The organism is Paenirhodobacter enshiensis (assembly GCF_000740785.1).
In the GTDB taxonomy this organism is placed as follows: Bacteria; Pseudomonadota; Alphaproteobacteria; order Rhodobacterales; family Rhodobacteraceae; genus Rhodobacter; species Rhodobacter enshiensis.
The window spans coordinates 81252-96641 of record NZ_JFZB01000007.1 but is presented as its reverse complement, the minus strand read 5'-3'; the positions used below and the strand labels follow the sequence as shown (position 1 = coordinate 96641).

The window sequence follows — 15390 nt, the reverse complement described above, 5'->3', positions numbered from 1 at the left end:
AGAGCGATGAAGACCAAAGTGCGGTCGGTCGGACCGGCCATCTATTTTCTGGTGTGTTTTTGCGCCGGGCTCTACTTCACCTTCGCGGCGGTGCAGGGCTCTTACGGTATCTTCCGCCGGGTGCAGATCGATTCTGAGATCGCCCAGCTCAGCGGCGAGCGTGACGCGTTGAAGGCCGAGACCGACCGGCTGACCAACCTGACCCGCCGGCTGTCGGACGACGATCTGGACCTCGATCTGCTCGACGAGCGCGCCCGCGAAGTGCTGGGCACCGCACGTCCGGACGAGATCGTCATCCGCTGATCCGCCTCGGCGATTGCATCGCTGCGCCCCATGATGTAATAGATGGTTTAACGTTGAACTATCTTCACGCAGGGGAGGAAGCCCGATGGCGACTCGCAAGACCCCCGAGACCAAGGCGCCCGAGGGCGCAAATGTCTCGAAGGACGAACTTCTCAAATTCTACCGCGAAATGATGCTGATCCGCCGGTTCGAGGAAAAGGCCGGCCAGCTTTACGGCATGGGCCAGATCGGCGGCTTCTGCCACCTCTACATCGGCCAGGAAGCCGTTGTGTGCGGCCTCGAAGCGACCGCGAAGCCCGGCGACAAGCGCGTCACCTCGTATCGCGACCACGGCCATATGCTGGCCTGCGGCATGGACCCCAAGGGCGTCATGGCCGAGCTGACCGGGCGCGAGACGGGCTACTCCAAAGGCAAGGGTGGCTCGATGCACATGTTCTCGAAAGAGAAGCATTTCTACGGCGGCCACGGCATCGTCGGCGCGCAGGTGCCGATCGGGGCGGGTCTGGCGTTCTCGGACAAGTATCTCGGCACCGACAACGTCACCTTCACCTATTTCGGCGACGGCGCGGCGAACCAGGGCCAGGTCTACGAGACCTACAACATGGCCGAGCTGTGGAACCTGCCGGTGATCTTCGTGATCGAGAACAACCAGTATGCCATGGGCACCTCGGTGAAGCGCGCGACGAAGTCGCCCTCGCTTTACGGCCGCGGCATCGCCTTCGGCATCCCGGGCGAGCAGGTCGACGGCATGGACGTGCTGGCGGTGAAGGCCGCGGGCGAGAAGGCGGTGGCACATTGCCGCGCCGGCAACGGCCCGTATATCCTTGAAATGATGACCTATCGCTATCGCGGCCACTCGATGTCGGACCCGGCGAAATACCGCACCCGCGAAGAGGTGCAGAACATGCGCGAGCATCACGACGCGATCGAGCATGTGCGCGCGCTGCTCCTCGACGGCGGTCACGCCAGCGACGACGACCTGAAGACGATCGACAAGGAGATCAAGGCGATCGTGAACGAGGCGGCCGAATTCGCCACCACCAGCCCCGAGCCGGCGCTCTCCGAGCTCTGGACCGACATCTACGCGTGAGGCAAGACCAATGGCTACCGAAATTCTGATGCCCGCCCTGTCGCCGACGATGGAAGAGGGCACGCTGTCGAAATGGCTGGTGAAGGAAGGCGATGACGTGAAGTCGGGCCAGATCCTCGCCGAGATCGAGACCGACAAGGCCACGATGGAATTCGAGGCGGTCGACGAGGGCAAGGTCGGCAAGCTGCTGGTCGCCGAAGGCACCGCCGGCATCAAGGTCAACACCCCCATCGCGATCCTCGTGGAGGACGGCGAGAGCGTCGATGACGTGAAGGCCCCGGCTGCCGCCGCAGCCCCCGTCGTCGCCGCCCCTGCCCCGGTCGCGGCCACTGCCGCTCCGGCGGAGGAAGTCGTCTCCAACGCCTCGCCCGACTGGGCCGAAGGCACGCCGATGAAGACGATGACCGTGCGCGAGGCGCTGCGCGAGGCGATGGCCGAGGAAATGCGCGCCGACGAGCGCGTGTTCCTGATGGGCGAGGAAGTCGCCGAATATCAGGGCGCCTACAAGATCAGCCAGGGACTTCTGGACGAGTTCGGCGCGAAGCGGGTGATCGACACCCCGATCACCGAATACGGCTTCACCGGCATCGCGACCGGCGCCGCCTTCGCCGGCCTGCGCCCGATCGTCGAGTTCATGACCTTCAACTTCGCCATGCAGGCGATCGACCACATCATCAACTCGGCGGCGAAAACGCGCTACATGTCGGGCGGGCAGATGGAAGCCCCGATGGTGTTCCGCGGCCCGAACGGCGCGGCGGCCCGCGTCGGCGCGCAGCACTCGCAGGACTATGCCGCCTGGTACAGCTCGATCCCCGGTCTGAAGGTGGTCATGCCCTATTCGGCGGCGGATGCTAAAGGCCTGCTCAAGACCGCGATCCGCGATCCGAACCCGGTCGTGTTCCTCGAGAACGAGATCCTCTACGGCAAGTCCTTCGAGGTTCCCGACATCGCCGATTTCACCATCCCCTTCGGCAAGGCCCGGATCTGGCGCGAAGGCGCTGACGTGACCCTGGTCAGCTGGGGCATCGGCATGGTGCACACGCTCGAAGCGGCCGACAAGCTCGCCGCCGAGGGCATCTCGGCCGAGGTGATCGACCTGCGCACGCTGCGTCCGCTCGATTACGACACGGTTCTGGCTTCGGTGATGAAGACCAACCGCTGCGTGATCGTCGAGGAGGCATTCCCGGTCGGCTCGATGTCGCATCACATCGCGGCGGTGCTGATGGAGCGCGGCTTCGACTACCTCGACGCGCCCGTGCTGTGCTGCACCGGCAAGGACGTTCCGATGCCCTATGCCGCCAACCTCGAGAAATTCGCCCTCATCACCGCCGACGAGGTGGTCGAGGCGGCGAAAAAAGTCACCTATCGGTAAGGAGATCGTCAGATGGCAACCGAAATCCTGATGCCTGCGCTGTCTCCGACGATGGAGGAAGGCACGATCTCGAAATGGCTGAAGAAAGAAGGGGATGAGGTCCGTTCGGGCGACATCCTCGCCGAGATCGAGACCGACAAGGCGACGATGGAGTTCGAGGCGGTGGACGAGGGCACGCTCGGCAAGATCCTGATCCCCGAGGGCACCGCGGGCATCAAGGTCAACACGCCGATCGCGGTTCTGCTGGAAGAGGGCGAGGACGCTTCGGCGATCTCCGCCCCGAAGGCGGCGCAGGCTGTTGCGGCTCCGGCCCCGGTCGCGGCGGCTCCCGTCGCGGCTCCGGCGGCGCCCCCTGCCCCGGCAGCGCCGGTCTTGGCCGGTGCGCGGGTGTTCGCCTCGCCGCTCGCGCGTCGCATCGCGGCCGAGAAGGGCCTCGATCTCAGCGCCGTGAAGGGCTCCGGCCCGCGCGGGCGTATCGTCAAGGCAGACGTGGAAACCGCGACGGCGGCTCCGAAGGCTGCCGCCCCGGTGGCCAGCGCCGCTCCGGCTCCGGCAGCCGTTGCCCCGGCAGCGCCTGCGGTCAGCGCCTCGGCCGTCGCCAAGCTCTACGAGGGCCGCGAGTACACGGAAATGCCGCTCGACGGGATGCGCAAGGTCATCGCCGCGCGCCTCACCGAGGCCAAGCAGACGATCCCGCACTTCTACCTGCGCCGTGAGATCAACCTCGATGCGCTCCTCGCCTTCCGCACCGAGCTGAACAAGAAGCTCGCCGCGCGGGACGTGAAGCTCTCGGTCAATGACTTCATCATCAAGGCCTGCGCGCTCGCGCTGCAGCAGGTGCCGGACGCGAATGCCGTCTGGGCGGGCGACCGCATCCTGAAGATGAAGGCCTCGGACGTCGCCGTGGCGGTGGCCATCGACGGCGGGCTGTTCACCCCGGTCCTCAGGGACTCCGAAGCGAAGTCGCTCTCGAAGCTCTCGACCGAGATGAAGGACCTCGCCAGGCGCGCCCGCGACCGCAAGCTGGCACCCCAGGAATACCAGGGCGGCAGCTTCGCGATCTCGAACCTCGGCATGTTCGGCATCGAGAACTTCGACGCGGTCATCAACCCGCCGCATGGCGCGATCCTCGCGGTCGGCGCCGGCATCAAGAAGCCGGTGGTGGGTGAGGACGATCAGATCACCGTCGCGACGATGATGTCGGTGACGCTCTCGGTCGATCACCGGGTGATCGACGGCGCGCTCGGCGCCCGTCTGCTCGCGGCCATCGTCGAGAACCTCGAGAACCCGCTCGCGATGCTCGCCTGATCCAGACCGCAAACATGAAGAAAGGGCCGGAGCGTCAGCTCCGGCCCTTTCGCATTCCAGAACCGCGACGAGCGGCCAACCGGCTCCGGGCCTGACCCCGAACCGGCCGCGGGCTCATTCCTCGCAGTCGCGGCAGCCCTTCAGCTGATGGTCCATCCGCACCGCGGGCTGGGCGCAACCGGCCTCGCCGACGATGCGCGCGGGCACGCCCGCCACGGTCTTGCACGGCGGCACCTCGCTCAGCACCACCGAGCCCGCCGCGATCCGGCTGTTGTCGCCGATGCGGATATTGCCCAGCACCTTCGCGCCCGCTCCGATCAGCACGCCATTGCCGATCTTCGGGTGGCGGTCCTGCTCTTCCTTGCCGGTGCCGCCAAGCGTCACCGAATGCAGCATCGACACGTTGTCGCCCACCACCGCCGTCTCGCCGATGACGATGGAATGCGCATGGTCGATCATCACGCCCTTGCCGATCCGCGCCGCCGGATGAATGTCCACACCGAACATCTCCGAGGTGCGCATCTGCACGAAATAGGCCATGTCGTGGCGCCCGGTCTGCCACAGCCAATGCGCCACCCGGTAGGCCTGAAGCGCCTGATACCCCTTGAAGAACAGGATCGGTTGCAGGAACCGGTGGCAGGCCGGATCGCGTTCGTAGACCGCGACCAGATCGGCCCGCGCCGCCGCACCGAGCGTCGGGTCCGCGCTATAGGCCTCATCGGCGATCTCGCGCAGGATCTGCTCGCTCATCTCGCCCGAGGCGAGCTTGAGCGAGAACCGGTAGGACAGCGCCTTCTCCAGCGTGCGGTGATGCAAAAGCCCCGCATGGATCAGCGCCCCCAGAAGCGGCTCGTTGCGAACCGCCTCCAGCGCCTCCGTCCGGATCCGGTCCCAGACCGGATCGACCGGGGTGACCGTCGCGCGCATCTCGCCCATGCCTCAGGCTCCTTCTGTTGTCGGAGGGAAAGCCTAGCACAGCCCCCCGCCTGCAACCAGAGGGGCTGCACGGCTCGCCTAACCCAGCACCAGAACCGCCGCCGGCCCGGCCCCATAGCTGTCCGAGATCTGCGCCACCCGGATCTCGACGCCCGGACCGTCGGCCGCGACCGCCGCCGCGCCGTAGCTCCAGACCGGATCCGTCACCACCGCCTCGCGCAGCACCGCCGCGCCGCGCATCACCCGCACCAGATACCGCTCCTGCGCCTCGCCAAGCGGCACGTCATAGCCCTCCCAGCTGTCGCCGTCGATCCGCGTGCGCCGCACCCAGTCGAGCCGCCATCCCGCCCCCACCGCACTCGCGCGCAGATGGCACGGGGCGTAGGGCCGCAGCCCCTCGCCGCGGAATGCCTCGATCCGGTGCACATAGGAGGGATCGTCATAGCTGCGCCCGGCGGTGCCGATGCGGTAGTGTCGCGCCAGCCCGCGCGAGGCCGCAGGAACCGCGATCTGGCTCAGCGCCGCGTCGAGCACCACGACCCGGCTGCCCGCCGGCCAGACATCGGGCATCATCGCGTCCGAGCCCATCTGCCCGCGCAGCCGCAGGCTCAGATCCCAGACGCGGGGCTCTACCGCCACCGCCGCGACGAATTGCACGATCTCCCAGCGGTCGGAACTGCCGTCGCCGATGGCGATGACATTCGCGCCCCCCAGAACCCGCGCCATGCTGGCCGAGGAGAGCGTGCCCGAGCGCAGCTTAACCCGCAGCGCCGGCCCCCGGTCCCACCGCCCCGCGGGCGCCCGTGCCAGAGGCGTCAGCGTGCGGCCCATCGCGGCGCGCCGGCTGAGCGTGCTCAGCAGCGCATAGCCCGCATCCTCGGGCGCCGAATAGACCGCGACCTTGCCGGGCCAGGGCGCCGCCGACACCGCCAGATGCGGCGAGGTGGGATCCTCGCTGCCGCTCAGCAACGGCAGGTCGAGGAATACCGGTGTCACCGGAACCGGGGCGACGAAACGGGTATTCGTCACCGCCTCCTCCGCCTCGTCCGAGGCGCGATAGACCCCGCTTTCGACCCGCACCGCCTCGACGGACAGTGCCTCGCCCCGCTCGATCCGGTCGATGCGGTAGCGTCGCCCGTTCAGCGCGACCACATCCCCGGTGCCAAGCCCGCCCTTCGACGGCGGCAGCGCGAACCGCGCCGTGTCGCGCGCCACCCGCGCCTCGGCCAGCCAGCGCTCTGCCGTGGCCTGCGCCTGCGCCCGGGTCAGCGCGAGCGGCAGTTCGGACCCCGAAGCCGCGGTATCCGCCTCGTCAGGGAAGATCGCCTCGACCGCCGCGGTCTCGAAATCGCCATCCGCCCCGACATAGACCAGACGCACCCGGCCGCTCGCTTCCGCCTCGGCGGAGCGGGCGGTCTCGATGACGCTCTCGCCCTCCGTCAGCACCAGCGCATCGGGATCGAGAACCGCATCCGCCCGCCCGTCGCGCATCCGGAACGCCAGCGTGCCGTCGCGTTCCAGCGCCTCGAACCCATAGCCCAGCATCAGCGATTGCAGCGCCGCGCGCCCCGAGGTGCCCCCCGCCATCACGAAGCCGCGCACCAGCCCGTAAAGGCCCGAGGTATCGAAGGACCGCACCCCGGAGCGCGCGCAGATCTCGGCCACCACGCTCGCCAGAGGCTGCGACACCGCCCGGCCCGAGATCCAGTGCCCGCGGGCATAGTTCTCGGCATCCGACCACAGATCGGTGCGGTTCGGAAACGCCGGATAGGGCCGCGAATCCCAGCACCAGACATGCGCCCGCGCCATGTCGATCATCCGCCCGGAATACAGCTCCGCCACCGGATTGTTGTCGCTTTCCGCCCAGTAGGACAGGATCGCACGCAGATATTGCATCTGCATCAGCTCGTCTCGCCGCCCGTCCGAGAAGAACGGCAGCACCGATTCCGAGCTTTTCGGATCGAGGAACTTGTTGGGCTGGTTCGTCCCCTTGTCGATCGCCGCGCAGCCGAGTTCGGTGAACCAGATCGGCTTCGATCCCGGCACCCAGGCGGTGGCATTCGCCTGACGCGTGCCGCCGATCCGCTCGTGATGGGCATTCGCCCACCAGTTGCGGATGTCCTTGTAGCGCCAGACCCAGGGCTCGTCATGCTCGCCATCGGTGATCGGGGTGCGGATCTGCGCCGCGCGGTGCTCGTCTGCGGCGTAATACCAGTCGTATCCCTCGCCGCCCTCGACATTCGCGCGCAGGTAATCGAGGTCGTAGATCGCCCCCCACCCGGCATCGAGATGCTCCTCCCCCTCGCGCCAGTCGGACAGCGGCATGTAATTGTCGATGCCGATGAAGTCGATCTCGTCATCGGCCCAAAGCGGGTCGAGGTGGAAGAACCGGTCGCCATCGCCCGGCTGATAGCCGAAATATTCCGACCAGTCGGCAGCATAGCCGAGCTTGCACCCCGCCCCGAGGATCGCGCGCACATCGGCCGCGAGCGCGCGCAGCGCCGCGACCGCGGGGAAGCTGTTGCCGGGGCCGCGGATCTGGGTCAGCGCCACCATCTCGGTGCCGATGCAGAACGCCCCGACCCCGCCCGCCTGTTTGCACAGATGCGCGTAATGCAGGATGAAGCGACGAAACGACCATTCCTCAGGCCCGGTATAGGCGACGCCATCGGGGCCGGGCACGAAATCGCCGGGCGCGGCGGTGCCGAAGAACGCCGCGACCTCGGCCACGGCCGCGGCCGTGCCGTCGGGGCTGCCCGCGCGGCCCGGAGCCTCGCTCAGGGTGATGCGCCCGCGCCAGGGCAGAACGGGCTGCGTCTCGGCACCGCTCCAGGGATCGGGAAGCGCATTGCCCGCCATCTGTTCCATCAGGATGAACGGATAGAACATCACCGACTTTCCGGCGGCGTTCAGCGCCTGAATGGCCTCGATCACCGCCCGGTCAGCGGGCGTGCCGCCATAGACCGCGCCGCCGCCGAGGGTGGGCAGAACCCCGGCCCCGGCGCGCGTGATCCCGCTGACCTGCCAGGGCATGTTGGTGCCCTCGCTCGCCTGCGTCTCGACCTTCGGGCGGATATCGCATTCCGCGCAGCGCAGATCGTCGCCGAACCACGACACCACCAGCGACACCGATCCGCAGGCCGGCAGCTCCTCGTCGAGCCGCTCCAGCGCCTGAGTGAAATCGGTCCCCGAACCAAGCGCATTCTGGTTCACCGCAACCCGGTCATCGGCATCCCCCCCCTCGAGGGTGCGATAGACCGGCGTGGTGGCAAGCGCATATTCCCCGGTGCCCGGGATCAGAGCGACACCGCGCACGCCGCGCACCAGATCCGGCACCGCGTCGATCCCCGGCCCCTGCGCCGCGCGCACGACCTCGAAGGTGAACTGCGGCACCCGGTTGCCGTAATCGCTCAGCTCCAGATCCTCGAACACCACATAGGCGATGCCGCGATAGGCGGGCGCGTTCTCCGCCCCCTCGACCGCGGCGATCTTGGCATCGGGAAGCTGGTCCTCGCTGCCCGGATAGATGCGCATGTTCAGCGTGCCGGGCGAGACCTCGATCCCGTCCGCCCAGACCCGGCCGACGCGCAGGATCTCGCCCTCGCACAGCGCCACCGCCACGCTGACCGAATAGCTGTAGCTCGTGGTCTTGACCGAACCCGCGCCGCCCTTGCCCTGTTTCTCGACGGTGGCGGTCTCGAAGAACCGGGTCGACCAGATCACCTGTCCCGCGACGCGCATCCGTCCCCAGCACAGCCCGACGCCATCGCCCTCGCTCGCGCTCGTCAGGCGCAGACGCTCGACCCGGCCGGTCTCGACGCTCTGCGAGCCGGTGCCGAGCAGCTTCTGGTCGATGGCACGGCCCAGAACCGCGCCCGCCGCACGTCCAAGCACCGCCCCCGACAGACCGAGGATCGTGCCGCCGAACCCCGCGCCGATGGCGCCGCCGGCGGCGGAAAGCAACAAGGTGGCCATCAGCGCGTCCCCTCGGAAAGATCGGTTGCCGGAAAGGCGAAGCGCGCCGCGATCCGCCGTTGCCAGGGCCGCGACAGCGGGCTTTCCAGCACCGCGTGCCCGCCATAGGCATGAATGAACGCCGCCCCCGCCGGGTCGGACCCGGGCCGCGAGACGATCCCCAGATGTTTCGCCACACCCCCGTCGCGCAGCCGGAACAGCAGCACCTCGCCCTCCGCCTCGGGCGCGGATCCCGCCTGTTCGGACAGCACGATCATGTGCCGGCGCGCCGCGAGCCACAGCCGTTCCTCGCGCGCGGGCTCGGACCAGTCGGGCGTGTAAGCCGGGATCGCCTCGGGCTCGTGGCCGTAAAGCGCGCGCCACACACCGCGCAACAGCCCGAGGCAATCCGTCCCCGCCCCCTGCGCCGAAGCCTGATGCAGATAGGGCGTGCCGATCCAGCCGCGCGCGATCTGGGCCGCGCGCGCGCCTTGCGTCCGTTCATCCTCGGTCATTCGAACAGGCTCCCCCCGGTGTTCTCGGTGCCGCTGACCGGATAAGAGGTCAGCCAGTCCTCGCCCGGGATATGCGGAAATCCGCGGAAATTCAGAAAGTTGGCGAATTTCAGCTTGCAGGTCTCGGCGCGCCGGTCACAGCCCGCCGAGATACGGATCAGATCGCCCGGCGCCACATCCGCCCCAAGGCGCGACCACAGCTCGACCCGGCGCCCGCCAGTGCCCTCGATCCGGTCGGTCTTGACCACGCCGACAAGCCCCGCGGCCGCGCCGCTCAGCACCTCGAAGCGGCCCTTCTCGAACCAGCGATCGTCGAACCCCGCAACGGCGGCAAAGCGAAACAGCCGCGCATCCTCGACCGTCTCGGCCGCGATCTGCAACCGATAGCCCACCCCGGAGGTATCCAGCCCGCAGCGCGCATCGCCCAGCACCGCCGCGCAGCGCGGGTGATAGATCCGCCCCTTCTCGGCCCCCAGAGGCTCGCTCAGCCCGCGCAGCTCGACGCTGAACGCCCCGGCGCCGCGCGTGACCTCGCCGAAGCTGCCGCGAAAGATCAGCGCGCGGTCCGTGGGCGCCGCCCAGTTGACGATCCAGATCCGCACCCCGGCGCCGTCATAGCGCCCGGCCAGAAGATCCGCCTCACTGATCGCGTCCGAGCGCAGCGCGCCATAGGCCTCGCTGTTGTCGACCGACAGCCCCGTGCCCTGCGCCAGCGCCTTCGCGGTCAGCCCGCTGTCGGGCTCGAAGGCGATACCGCCGAAGCTCAGCGCCCGGTCGTGATCGGTGAAGCCCAGCACCGTGCCATCGGCGCGGCTGACCGCCCAGGCGCGGGCAATCGTCGTCGTCCCGCTGTCGAGATGGGCCTGCAATTCATCCGGATAGCTCATCAGATCCGCACCTCCACCACCGGCACCTGCGGCAGGTCGCCCGCGCGGAACGACTGCACCGAAACCTGGATCCCCTCGGTGTCGAACCGCACCGGCACGTCGAACTCAAAGCCCGCGGTGATCAGCGCGCCCTCGGCCGGCGGGTCATAGAACCGCACGATGCCGGTCGTCGGGTCGACCTCGAAATGCACGGCCTCGGCGCGGGCATGGCCCTGAATGCCGGTCAGCACCGTGCCCTCGACCGGCTTGGTGATCGCCCGGACATAGCTGTGCCCGCCCGAGGCATAGGTCTTCGCCAGCGCGAATTCGGTCCTCACCCCGTCGCCGGTGCCGATGATCTGATCGTCATAGGCCACCGTGCGCGAGGCCGGACAGCTCTTGTAATCCGCCCAGTCCTTCCAGCGGAATCCGTGCAACCGGCCGCCCCGCGCCTCGAAGAAAGCGATCAGCCGCTCCACATCGTCGAGCGAGCGCAGCCCCACCCCCGCGTCATAGCTGTGGCGCGACTGCGCCCAGGGGGAATTGCGCTCCTCGAACCCGTTCGACAGGGTGACGATCTCGGTGCGCCGCTCCGGCCCGCCGACGGAGCCAAAGCTCAGATTGGCGGGAAAGCGGATCTCGTGAAAGGCCATCTGGGTCTCCTGTCAGGCGTTGCGGCTGCCAAGGCTGAGCGCGCGGTTGATCTGCTGGGCGATCTGGCTGCGGCTGCGCGCGAAGCCGGCGGTGTCGGGCGTGGTGACGTTCATCACCACATTGACCGCCCGCCCCCCGCCCGAGCTTTGCACTCCGAGCCGGCCGTCCGCGCCGCGCGTCAGCGGCATGATCGCCTCGGGACCGGCCTCGCCCATCAGCCCGGTCGCGCCGCGCATCGGGAAGCTGACCGGAGTGCTGACCACGCCGCCCTTGGCGAAGGGCATCACCCGGCCTTGCGAAAAGGCCCCGCCATTCGCGAAGGGGAACAGCCCGCTCAGCACCGCGTTCAGCCCGCCCGCGACGCTCGATCCCACCGCCTGCTCGACCGGGCGCACGGCGATCGCGTAAGCGGTATCCGACATCTTCCGCGCCACATCGGTCAGCGCCGAGGACAGGCTTTCCCCGTTGAACACCACATCGTCGAAGGCACCGCGCAGGCTGCGTCCGATGCTGTTCGCCATCGTGCCGACCTCGCGGCCGGTATAAACGAGGCTCTGGCGCATCTGCCCGAGTTCGTCGTTGAAGGCCGCCGCCATCGCCTCGGCGCCCGACAGGCTGCGCGCCATGTCCTCGGCCTGCCGGCTCAGCCCGTCAAAGCCGTCCACTTCCGTCATCTCCGCCCTCCATTGTTGCCGTATCCCGGTCCGCCCCGGGCGCCGGTTCCGTCCCCCGGTCCGGCCAGCGCGCGGCCATCTCGCGCAGCCGCGCCCGCGTCAGCGGCGGATTCGAGGCCTCGACGCCCAGCATCAGCGCCAGCTCCGCCGGGGTCAGCGCCCAGAATTCCGCCGGCCGCAGACCGAGGCCGCGCATCCCCGCCCGCATCAGCCCCGGCCAGTCGAGGGAACCGCCCGTCATCCGCCGGGCCCCGCCACAGGCAGCGCGAAAGCGCGCGCGATCAGTTCGCCCGCCAGACGCGCCGCGGCGAACGGGCTGTCGCCGATCTCGACCGTCATCAGATCCGTGGCCCGCCCGTTCCAGCCACAGCCCCGCAGCCCGGCGACGATCACCGCCAGCACGTCGCGCGCCGACAGCGCCCCGGCCTCGAACCGCTTCACCAGATCGACCATCGTCGCCGCCTGCAGCTCCGCCTCGAGTTCCGCCAGCGCCCCGAGCGTCAGCTTCGCCCGGTGCCCCACTCCGTCGAGCGTCACCTCGACCTCTCCCGCCCAGGGGTTCGCCATCTCAGATCGCCGTGAAGCTCAGCGCGCCGGCCGAGGCGAGGCTCATCTCATAGGTCGCCTCGCCGTTGTGGCTGCCGGCATATTCGATCGAGGTGATCATGAACGGCCCCTCGACGATGCCGAAATCGGGCACGATCACCTGAAAGTTCGGCACCTCGCCGTCGAAGAAGATCTGCCGCGCGCGCTCGTCCGTCGCCTCATCGCGAAACACGCCAGAGCCCGAGATCGCGGCCGAGCGCACCCCCGCACCGCCGAGCAGCTCGCGCCAGCCCCCGGTGCTTTCCAGCGATGTCACATCCACCGTCTCGGCATTGAAGCTCAGCCGCGAGGCGCGCAGCCCCGCGATGGTCTCGAACTGGCCCGCCCCGGTCAGGTCGAGCTTGATCAGAAGGTCCTTGCCGTTCTGCGCCACCATTGGTCACACTCCATTCGTGAAAGGCACACGCGCCCCCGGGGGCGCGGCGTGGAAATCAGGCGCCCACCCGGGCGCGGAAGGTCAGATCGATGCGGCGCCGGTTGGCCTTGTCGACGCGCCGCGCCTGCGCACGCAGGAACCACAGCCCGACCAGATAGCCCCGGCTCAGCGTCAGCCCCGCCCCGCTCAGCGCGTCCGAGACCGCCGCCGCGACCTCTTTCGCCAGCGCGAAGCCCGCCTCGTCGCTGACCACCGAAACGATGAAATCATGCGTCGCCCCGTCGCCGCTCCGGTCCGAGGCATCGCTCACATCCTCGGGGCCGAGGCTGACATAGGTGCCTTCCGTCGTACCGGGCGGGGCCGCGTCATAGATCGCCGTCCCGACCAGCGCGGTAAGCGGCGCATCCGCCGCAAGCCGCGCGTAAACCGCCGCCTGCAATGCGGCCGCAAGTGCATAGCTCATGCCACCACCTCCTCGCGGGCAAAGCAGGTCAGATAGCGCCCCTCGGCATCGGCCTCGGCGACGGCGAGGATGCGGAAGATCCGCTCTCCCTCGCGAAACCGCTGCTCGGGCCGGGGCCGGCGCGGCGAGGTCTCGGGGGCCGCGCGCACAACGATCTGCCACGGCATCGAGGCCAGCCGGACGAATTCCCCCGCCCGCTCGACCCCGGTGCCGGGCGTCATCGCCGCCCACAACCGGCCGAGCGCACTCCACTCCAGCCGGTATCCCCCCGCCCCGTCGGGCACGCGCTCGGCGGCCTCCAGGGTCAGTTCCCGGTTCAGTCTCGGCACGTTCATCCGCGCCCTCCCAGCACCCTGACGGTGCGCCAGCGCTCGATCAGCGCGATCACCCCGAAGGGCATCGCGGCACCTTCCGCCCCGCCGTCATGGCGCAGCTCGTAATATTGCGCGGCCAGCAGCAGCACCGCCTGACGCAGGTCGGCCGGCACATCGGACCAGCCCGTCCCGAACCCGGCGGTGAAGTCGATCTCGACCGCCGCGCCCGTGCCCCCCGGCTCCTGCCAGCCAAGCGCGATCACCCGCGGCCGCATCCCGTCGGGCGCCAGCCGATAGCGCTCGGGCCCGAGAACGCTCGTCCCCCCCGCCCCGTCGATCAGCCGCAGCTCCGTGACCCCGGTGACAGGCGCCACCGGCAGCGGCGGGCCATCGCCGCGCCAGTGCTCCAGCGTCACCGTGAACGCGCGCGCCATCAGCACCTTGGCCGTGCGCCCCTCGATCGCGGCCAGCGCCGCCCGCAAATAGGCCAGCAGCGCCGCATCCTCGGCCCCGACATCGGAAAACCCGGTGCCCAGCCGCAGATGCGCGCGCAGCTCCGCCACCGGCAGCGCCGCATCGGGCACCGCCGTCCGTTCGATCAGCATCATCGCGCTTCTCCGAAATTCGCCCCAGTCGCCGGCGCGCCGACGGCGGCGCCGGTTGCGGACGCGGCCCCTCCCGCCGCCGCTCGGGCGGAGGGAGCAGCTAGGCAGCGGCGGACAGGGCCGCGTCCGCCGGCCGGTTTCCCGGCCGGTCCCCGCCGTTACGAGGCGGCGAACTTCAGCAGCTTGATCGCGGCGAAATCGCTGACATCGCCACCCACCCGCTTCGAGGCGTAGAACAGCACATGCGGCTTGGCCGAGAACGGATCGCGCAGCACCCGCAGATCCGGGCGCTCGGCGATGGTGTAGCCGGCGGCGAAATCGCCGAACGCGATGGCATAGGTGCCGGCGGCGATATCGGGCATGTCCTCGGCGATCAGCACCGGATAGCCCATCAGCCGCGCGGGTTCGCCCGCCGCCAGGCTGTCGGTCCACAGGAACCGCCCGTCCGAGTCCTTCATCTTGCGCACCGCACCAGCCGTCTTCGAGTTCATCACGAAGCTCGCCCCGGCGCGGTATTCGGCGTTCAGCGCATAGACCAGATCGACGATGGCATCGGCGGCATTGGTCGCGGCGAAATCGCCCGCCGCCCCCGTCGCGACGTAACCCAGCGCCCCCCAAGCCCAGCTCGCGTTCGCCACCATGGTATGCGACAGGAAGCCCTTCGGCTTGTCCACCCCGTTGCCGGTGATGAACGCCGCCGCCTCCGCGCGCGAGAACTTGTCGGCGATGCGCGCGGCAAGCCAGCCTTCGATGTCGAAGGCGCTGTCATCGAGCAGCCGCTGCGATGCCTTGGGCATCGCCGCCAGCTCGTAGAGCGGGATCGAGATCCGCTCGATCTGCGGCGTCGCGGTCTCGGTCAGCGCCGCGGTCTCGCTCGCCCAGCCGGTGCCGAGGTCGGTCTTGTCGACCAGCACGTCGTAAGACGTCGCCTCGACATTCACCACCGTGGCGATCTGGCGGATCGAGGCGGTCGAATGCAGCACCGCGCGGATCGTCTCCGAGGTCTGCGGATCGACCAGATAGCCGCCCTCGGCCGCGACCGAGGTGTTCAGCCCCTTGCCCTCGAGGACGAGGCCGCGCAGCCCCTCATCATTGCCGGCGCGGACATAGGCCTCGAATGCCTTCTGATGCGGCGCCTCTTCCGAAGCGGCCGTGGCAAGGGCCGGACGGCCGGCGAAGCTCTTGGTCTGAAGCATGGTCAAACGCTCTTCCTGTTGCTGAATCCTGGTTTCAACCTTGTCCTGAAAGCCTTTGACTTCCTTCAGGAACCCCGACAGCGCGGCCTTCACGCCGGCCACCGCCCCCCGGTCCGCGGAACTCTCGTCCGCGGCCGGAACCTCGATCTGGCTCATCA

At 69.0% G+C, this 15390-nt stretch carries 17 protein-coding genes; 4 read left to right on the top strand and 13 right to left on the bottom strand.

Going from position 1 to position 15390, the window contains the following annotated elements:
* Positions 1-6 precede the first annotated feature (6 nt).
* From CG50_RS05590 to CG50_RS05575, 4 genes are all read left to right on the top strand, one after another.
* Complete coding sequence (locus CG50_RS05590; protein WP_036636122.1) at positions 7-303, top strand: FtsB family cell division protein; 297 nt, start codon at positions 7-9, stop codon at positions 301-303.
* An 85-nt stretch (positions 304-388) separates the two neighbouring features.
* Positions 389-1393, top strand: a complete 1005-nt coding sequence (gene pdhA / locus CG50_RS05585; protein ID WP_036636121.1) for a pyruvate dehydrogenase (acetyl-transferring) E1 component subunit alpha — start codon at positions 389-391, stop codon at positions 1391-1393.
* A 10-nt stretch (positions 1394-1403) separates the two neighbouring features.
* Entirely contained in the window at positions 1404-2765 is a 1362-nt protein-coding gene (locus tag CG50_RS05580) for a pyruvate dehydrogenase complex E1 component subunit beta (RefSeq protein WP_036636119.1), read from the top strand.
* Between the two features lie 12 nt (positions 2766-2777).
* Positions 2778-4073 carry a pyruvate dehydrogenase complex dihydrolipoamide acetyltransferase gene (locus tag CG50_RS05575; RefSeq protein WP_036636118.1) on the top strand — a complete coding sequence of 432 codons (1296 nt, stop codon included), beginning with the start codon at positions 2778-2780 and terminating at the stop codon, positions 4071-4073.
* 114 nt (positions 4074-4187) lie between these two features.
* Here CG50_RS05575 and cysE read toward each other — a convergent pair whose 3' ends face one another.
* The 13 genes from cysE to CG50_RS05510 form a co-directional block, all read right to left on the bottom strand.
* Positions 4188-5009, bottom strand: a complete 822-nt coding sequence (cysE, locus tag CG50_RS05570) for a serine O-acetyltransferase (protein ID WP_036636117.1) — start codon at positions 5007-5009, stop codon at positions 4188-4190.
* Between the two features lie 78 nt (positions 5010-5087).
* Positions 5088-8984, bottom strand: a complete 3897-nt coding sequence (locus tag CG50_RS05565) for a baseplate multidomain protein megatron (RefSeq protein ID WP_036636116.1) — start codon at positions 8982-8984, stop codon at positions 5088-5090.
* Positions 8984-9478, bottom strand: coding sequence for a peptidase (locus CG50_RS05560; protein WP_051909567.1), 495 nt, complete (start codon positions 9476-9478; stop codon positions 8984-8986). Before CG50_RS05560 ends, CG50_RS05565 begins: the two co-directional genes overlap by 1 nt.
* The gene (locus tag CG50_RS05555) at positions 9475-10365 is read right to left on the bottom strand and encodes a DUF2163 domain-containing protein (RefSeq protein WP_036636115.1); all 891 of its coding nucleotides are present in this window, start codon (positions 10363-10365) and stop codon (positions 9475-9477) included. The genes CG50_RS05560 and CG50_RS05555 overlap by 4 nt, the downstream gene beginning before the upstream one ends.
* A complete protein-coding gene (locus CG50_RS05550) occupies positions 10365-10997 on the bottom strand; it encodes a DUF2460 domain-containing protein (protein WP_036636114.1) in 633 nt (210 codons plus the stop codon). Before CG50_RS05550 ends, CG50_RS05555 begins: the two co-directional genes overlap by 1 nt.
* Before the next feature lie 12 nt (positions 10998-11009).
* On the bottom strand, positions 11010-11672 hold the full coding sequence (locus CG50_RS05545) for a phage tail tape measure protein (RefSeq protein WP_036636113.1): 663 nt from the start codon (positions 11670-11672) through the stop codon (positions 11010-11012).
* Positions 11650-11913 carry a rcc01693 family protein gene (locus CG50_RS05540; RefSeq protein ID WP_051909565.1) on the bottom strand — a complete coding sequence of 88 codons (264 nt, stop codon included), beginning with the start codon at positions 11911-11913 and terminating at the stop codon, positions 11650-11652. Before CG50_RS05540 ends, CG50_RS05545 begins: the two co-directional genes overlap by 23 nt.
* Positions 11910-12239 (bottom strand): gene transfer agent family protein, encoded by a 330-nt coding sequence (locus tag CG50_RS05535; RefSeq protein ID WP_036636112.1) that lies wholly within the window; start codon positions 12237-12239, stop codon positions 11910-11912. The genes CG50_RS05540 and CG50_RS05535 overlap by 4 nt, the downstream gene beginning before the upstream one ends.
* Position 12240: 1 nt before the next feature.
* Positions 12241-12654, bottom strand: a complete 414-nt coding sequence (locus CG50_RS05530; protein WP_036636111.1) for a phage major tail protein, TP901-1 family — start codon at positions 12652-12654, stop codon at positions 12241-12243.
* 55 nt (positions 12655-12709) lie between these two features.
* Positions 12710-13117 (bottom strand): DUF3168 domain-containing protein, encoded by a 408-nt coding sequence (locus CG50_RS05525; RefSeq protein ID WP_036636110.1) that lies wholly within the window; start codon positions 13115-13117, stop codon positions 12710-12712.
* Positions 13114-13452 carry a head-tail adaptor protein gene (locus CG50_RS05520; RefSeq protein WP_036636109.1) on the bottom strand — a complete coding sequence of 113 codons (339 nt, stop codon included), beginning with the start codon at positions 13450-13452 and terminating at the stop codon, positions 13114-13116. The genes CG50_RS05525 and CG50_RS05520 overlap by 4 nt, the downstream gene beginning before the upstream one ends.
* Positions 13449-14039 carry a head-tail connector protein gene (locus CG50_RS05515; protein ID WP_036636108.1) on the bottom strand — a complete coding sequence of 197 codons (591 nt, stop codon included), beginning with the start codon at positions 14037-14039 and terminating at the stop codon, positions 13449-13451. The genes CG50_RS05520 and CG50_RS05515 overlap by 4 nt, the downstream gene beginning before the upstream one ends.
* 155 nt (positions 14040-14194) lie before the next feature.
* Positions 14195-15388: a phage major capsid protein gene (locus tag CG50_RS05510; protein ID WP_081880295.1), complete on the bottom strand. Its 1194-nt coding sequence runs from the start codon at positions 15386-15388 to the stop codon at positions 14195-14197.
* Between the last annotated feature and the right edge of the window lie 2 nt (positions 15389-15390).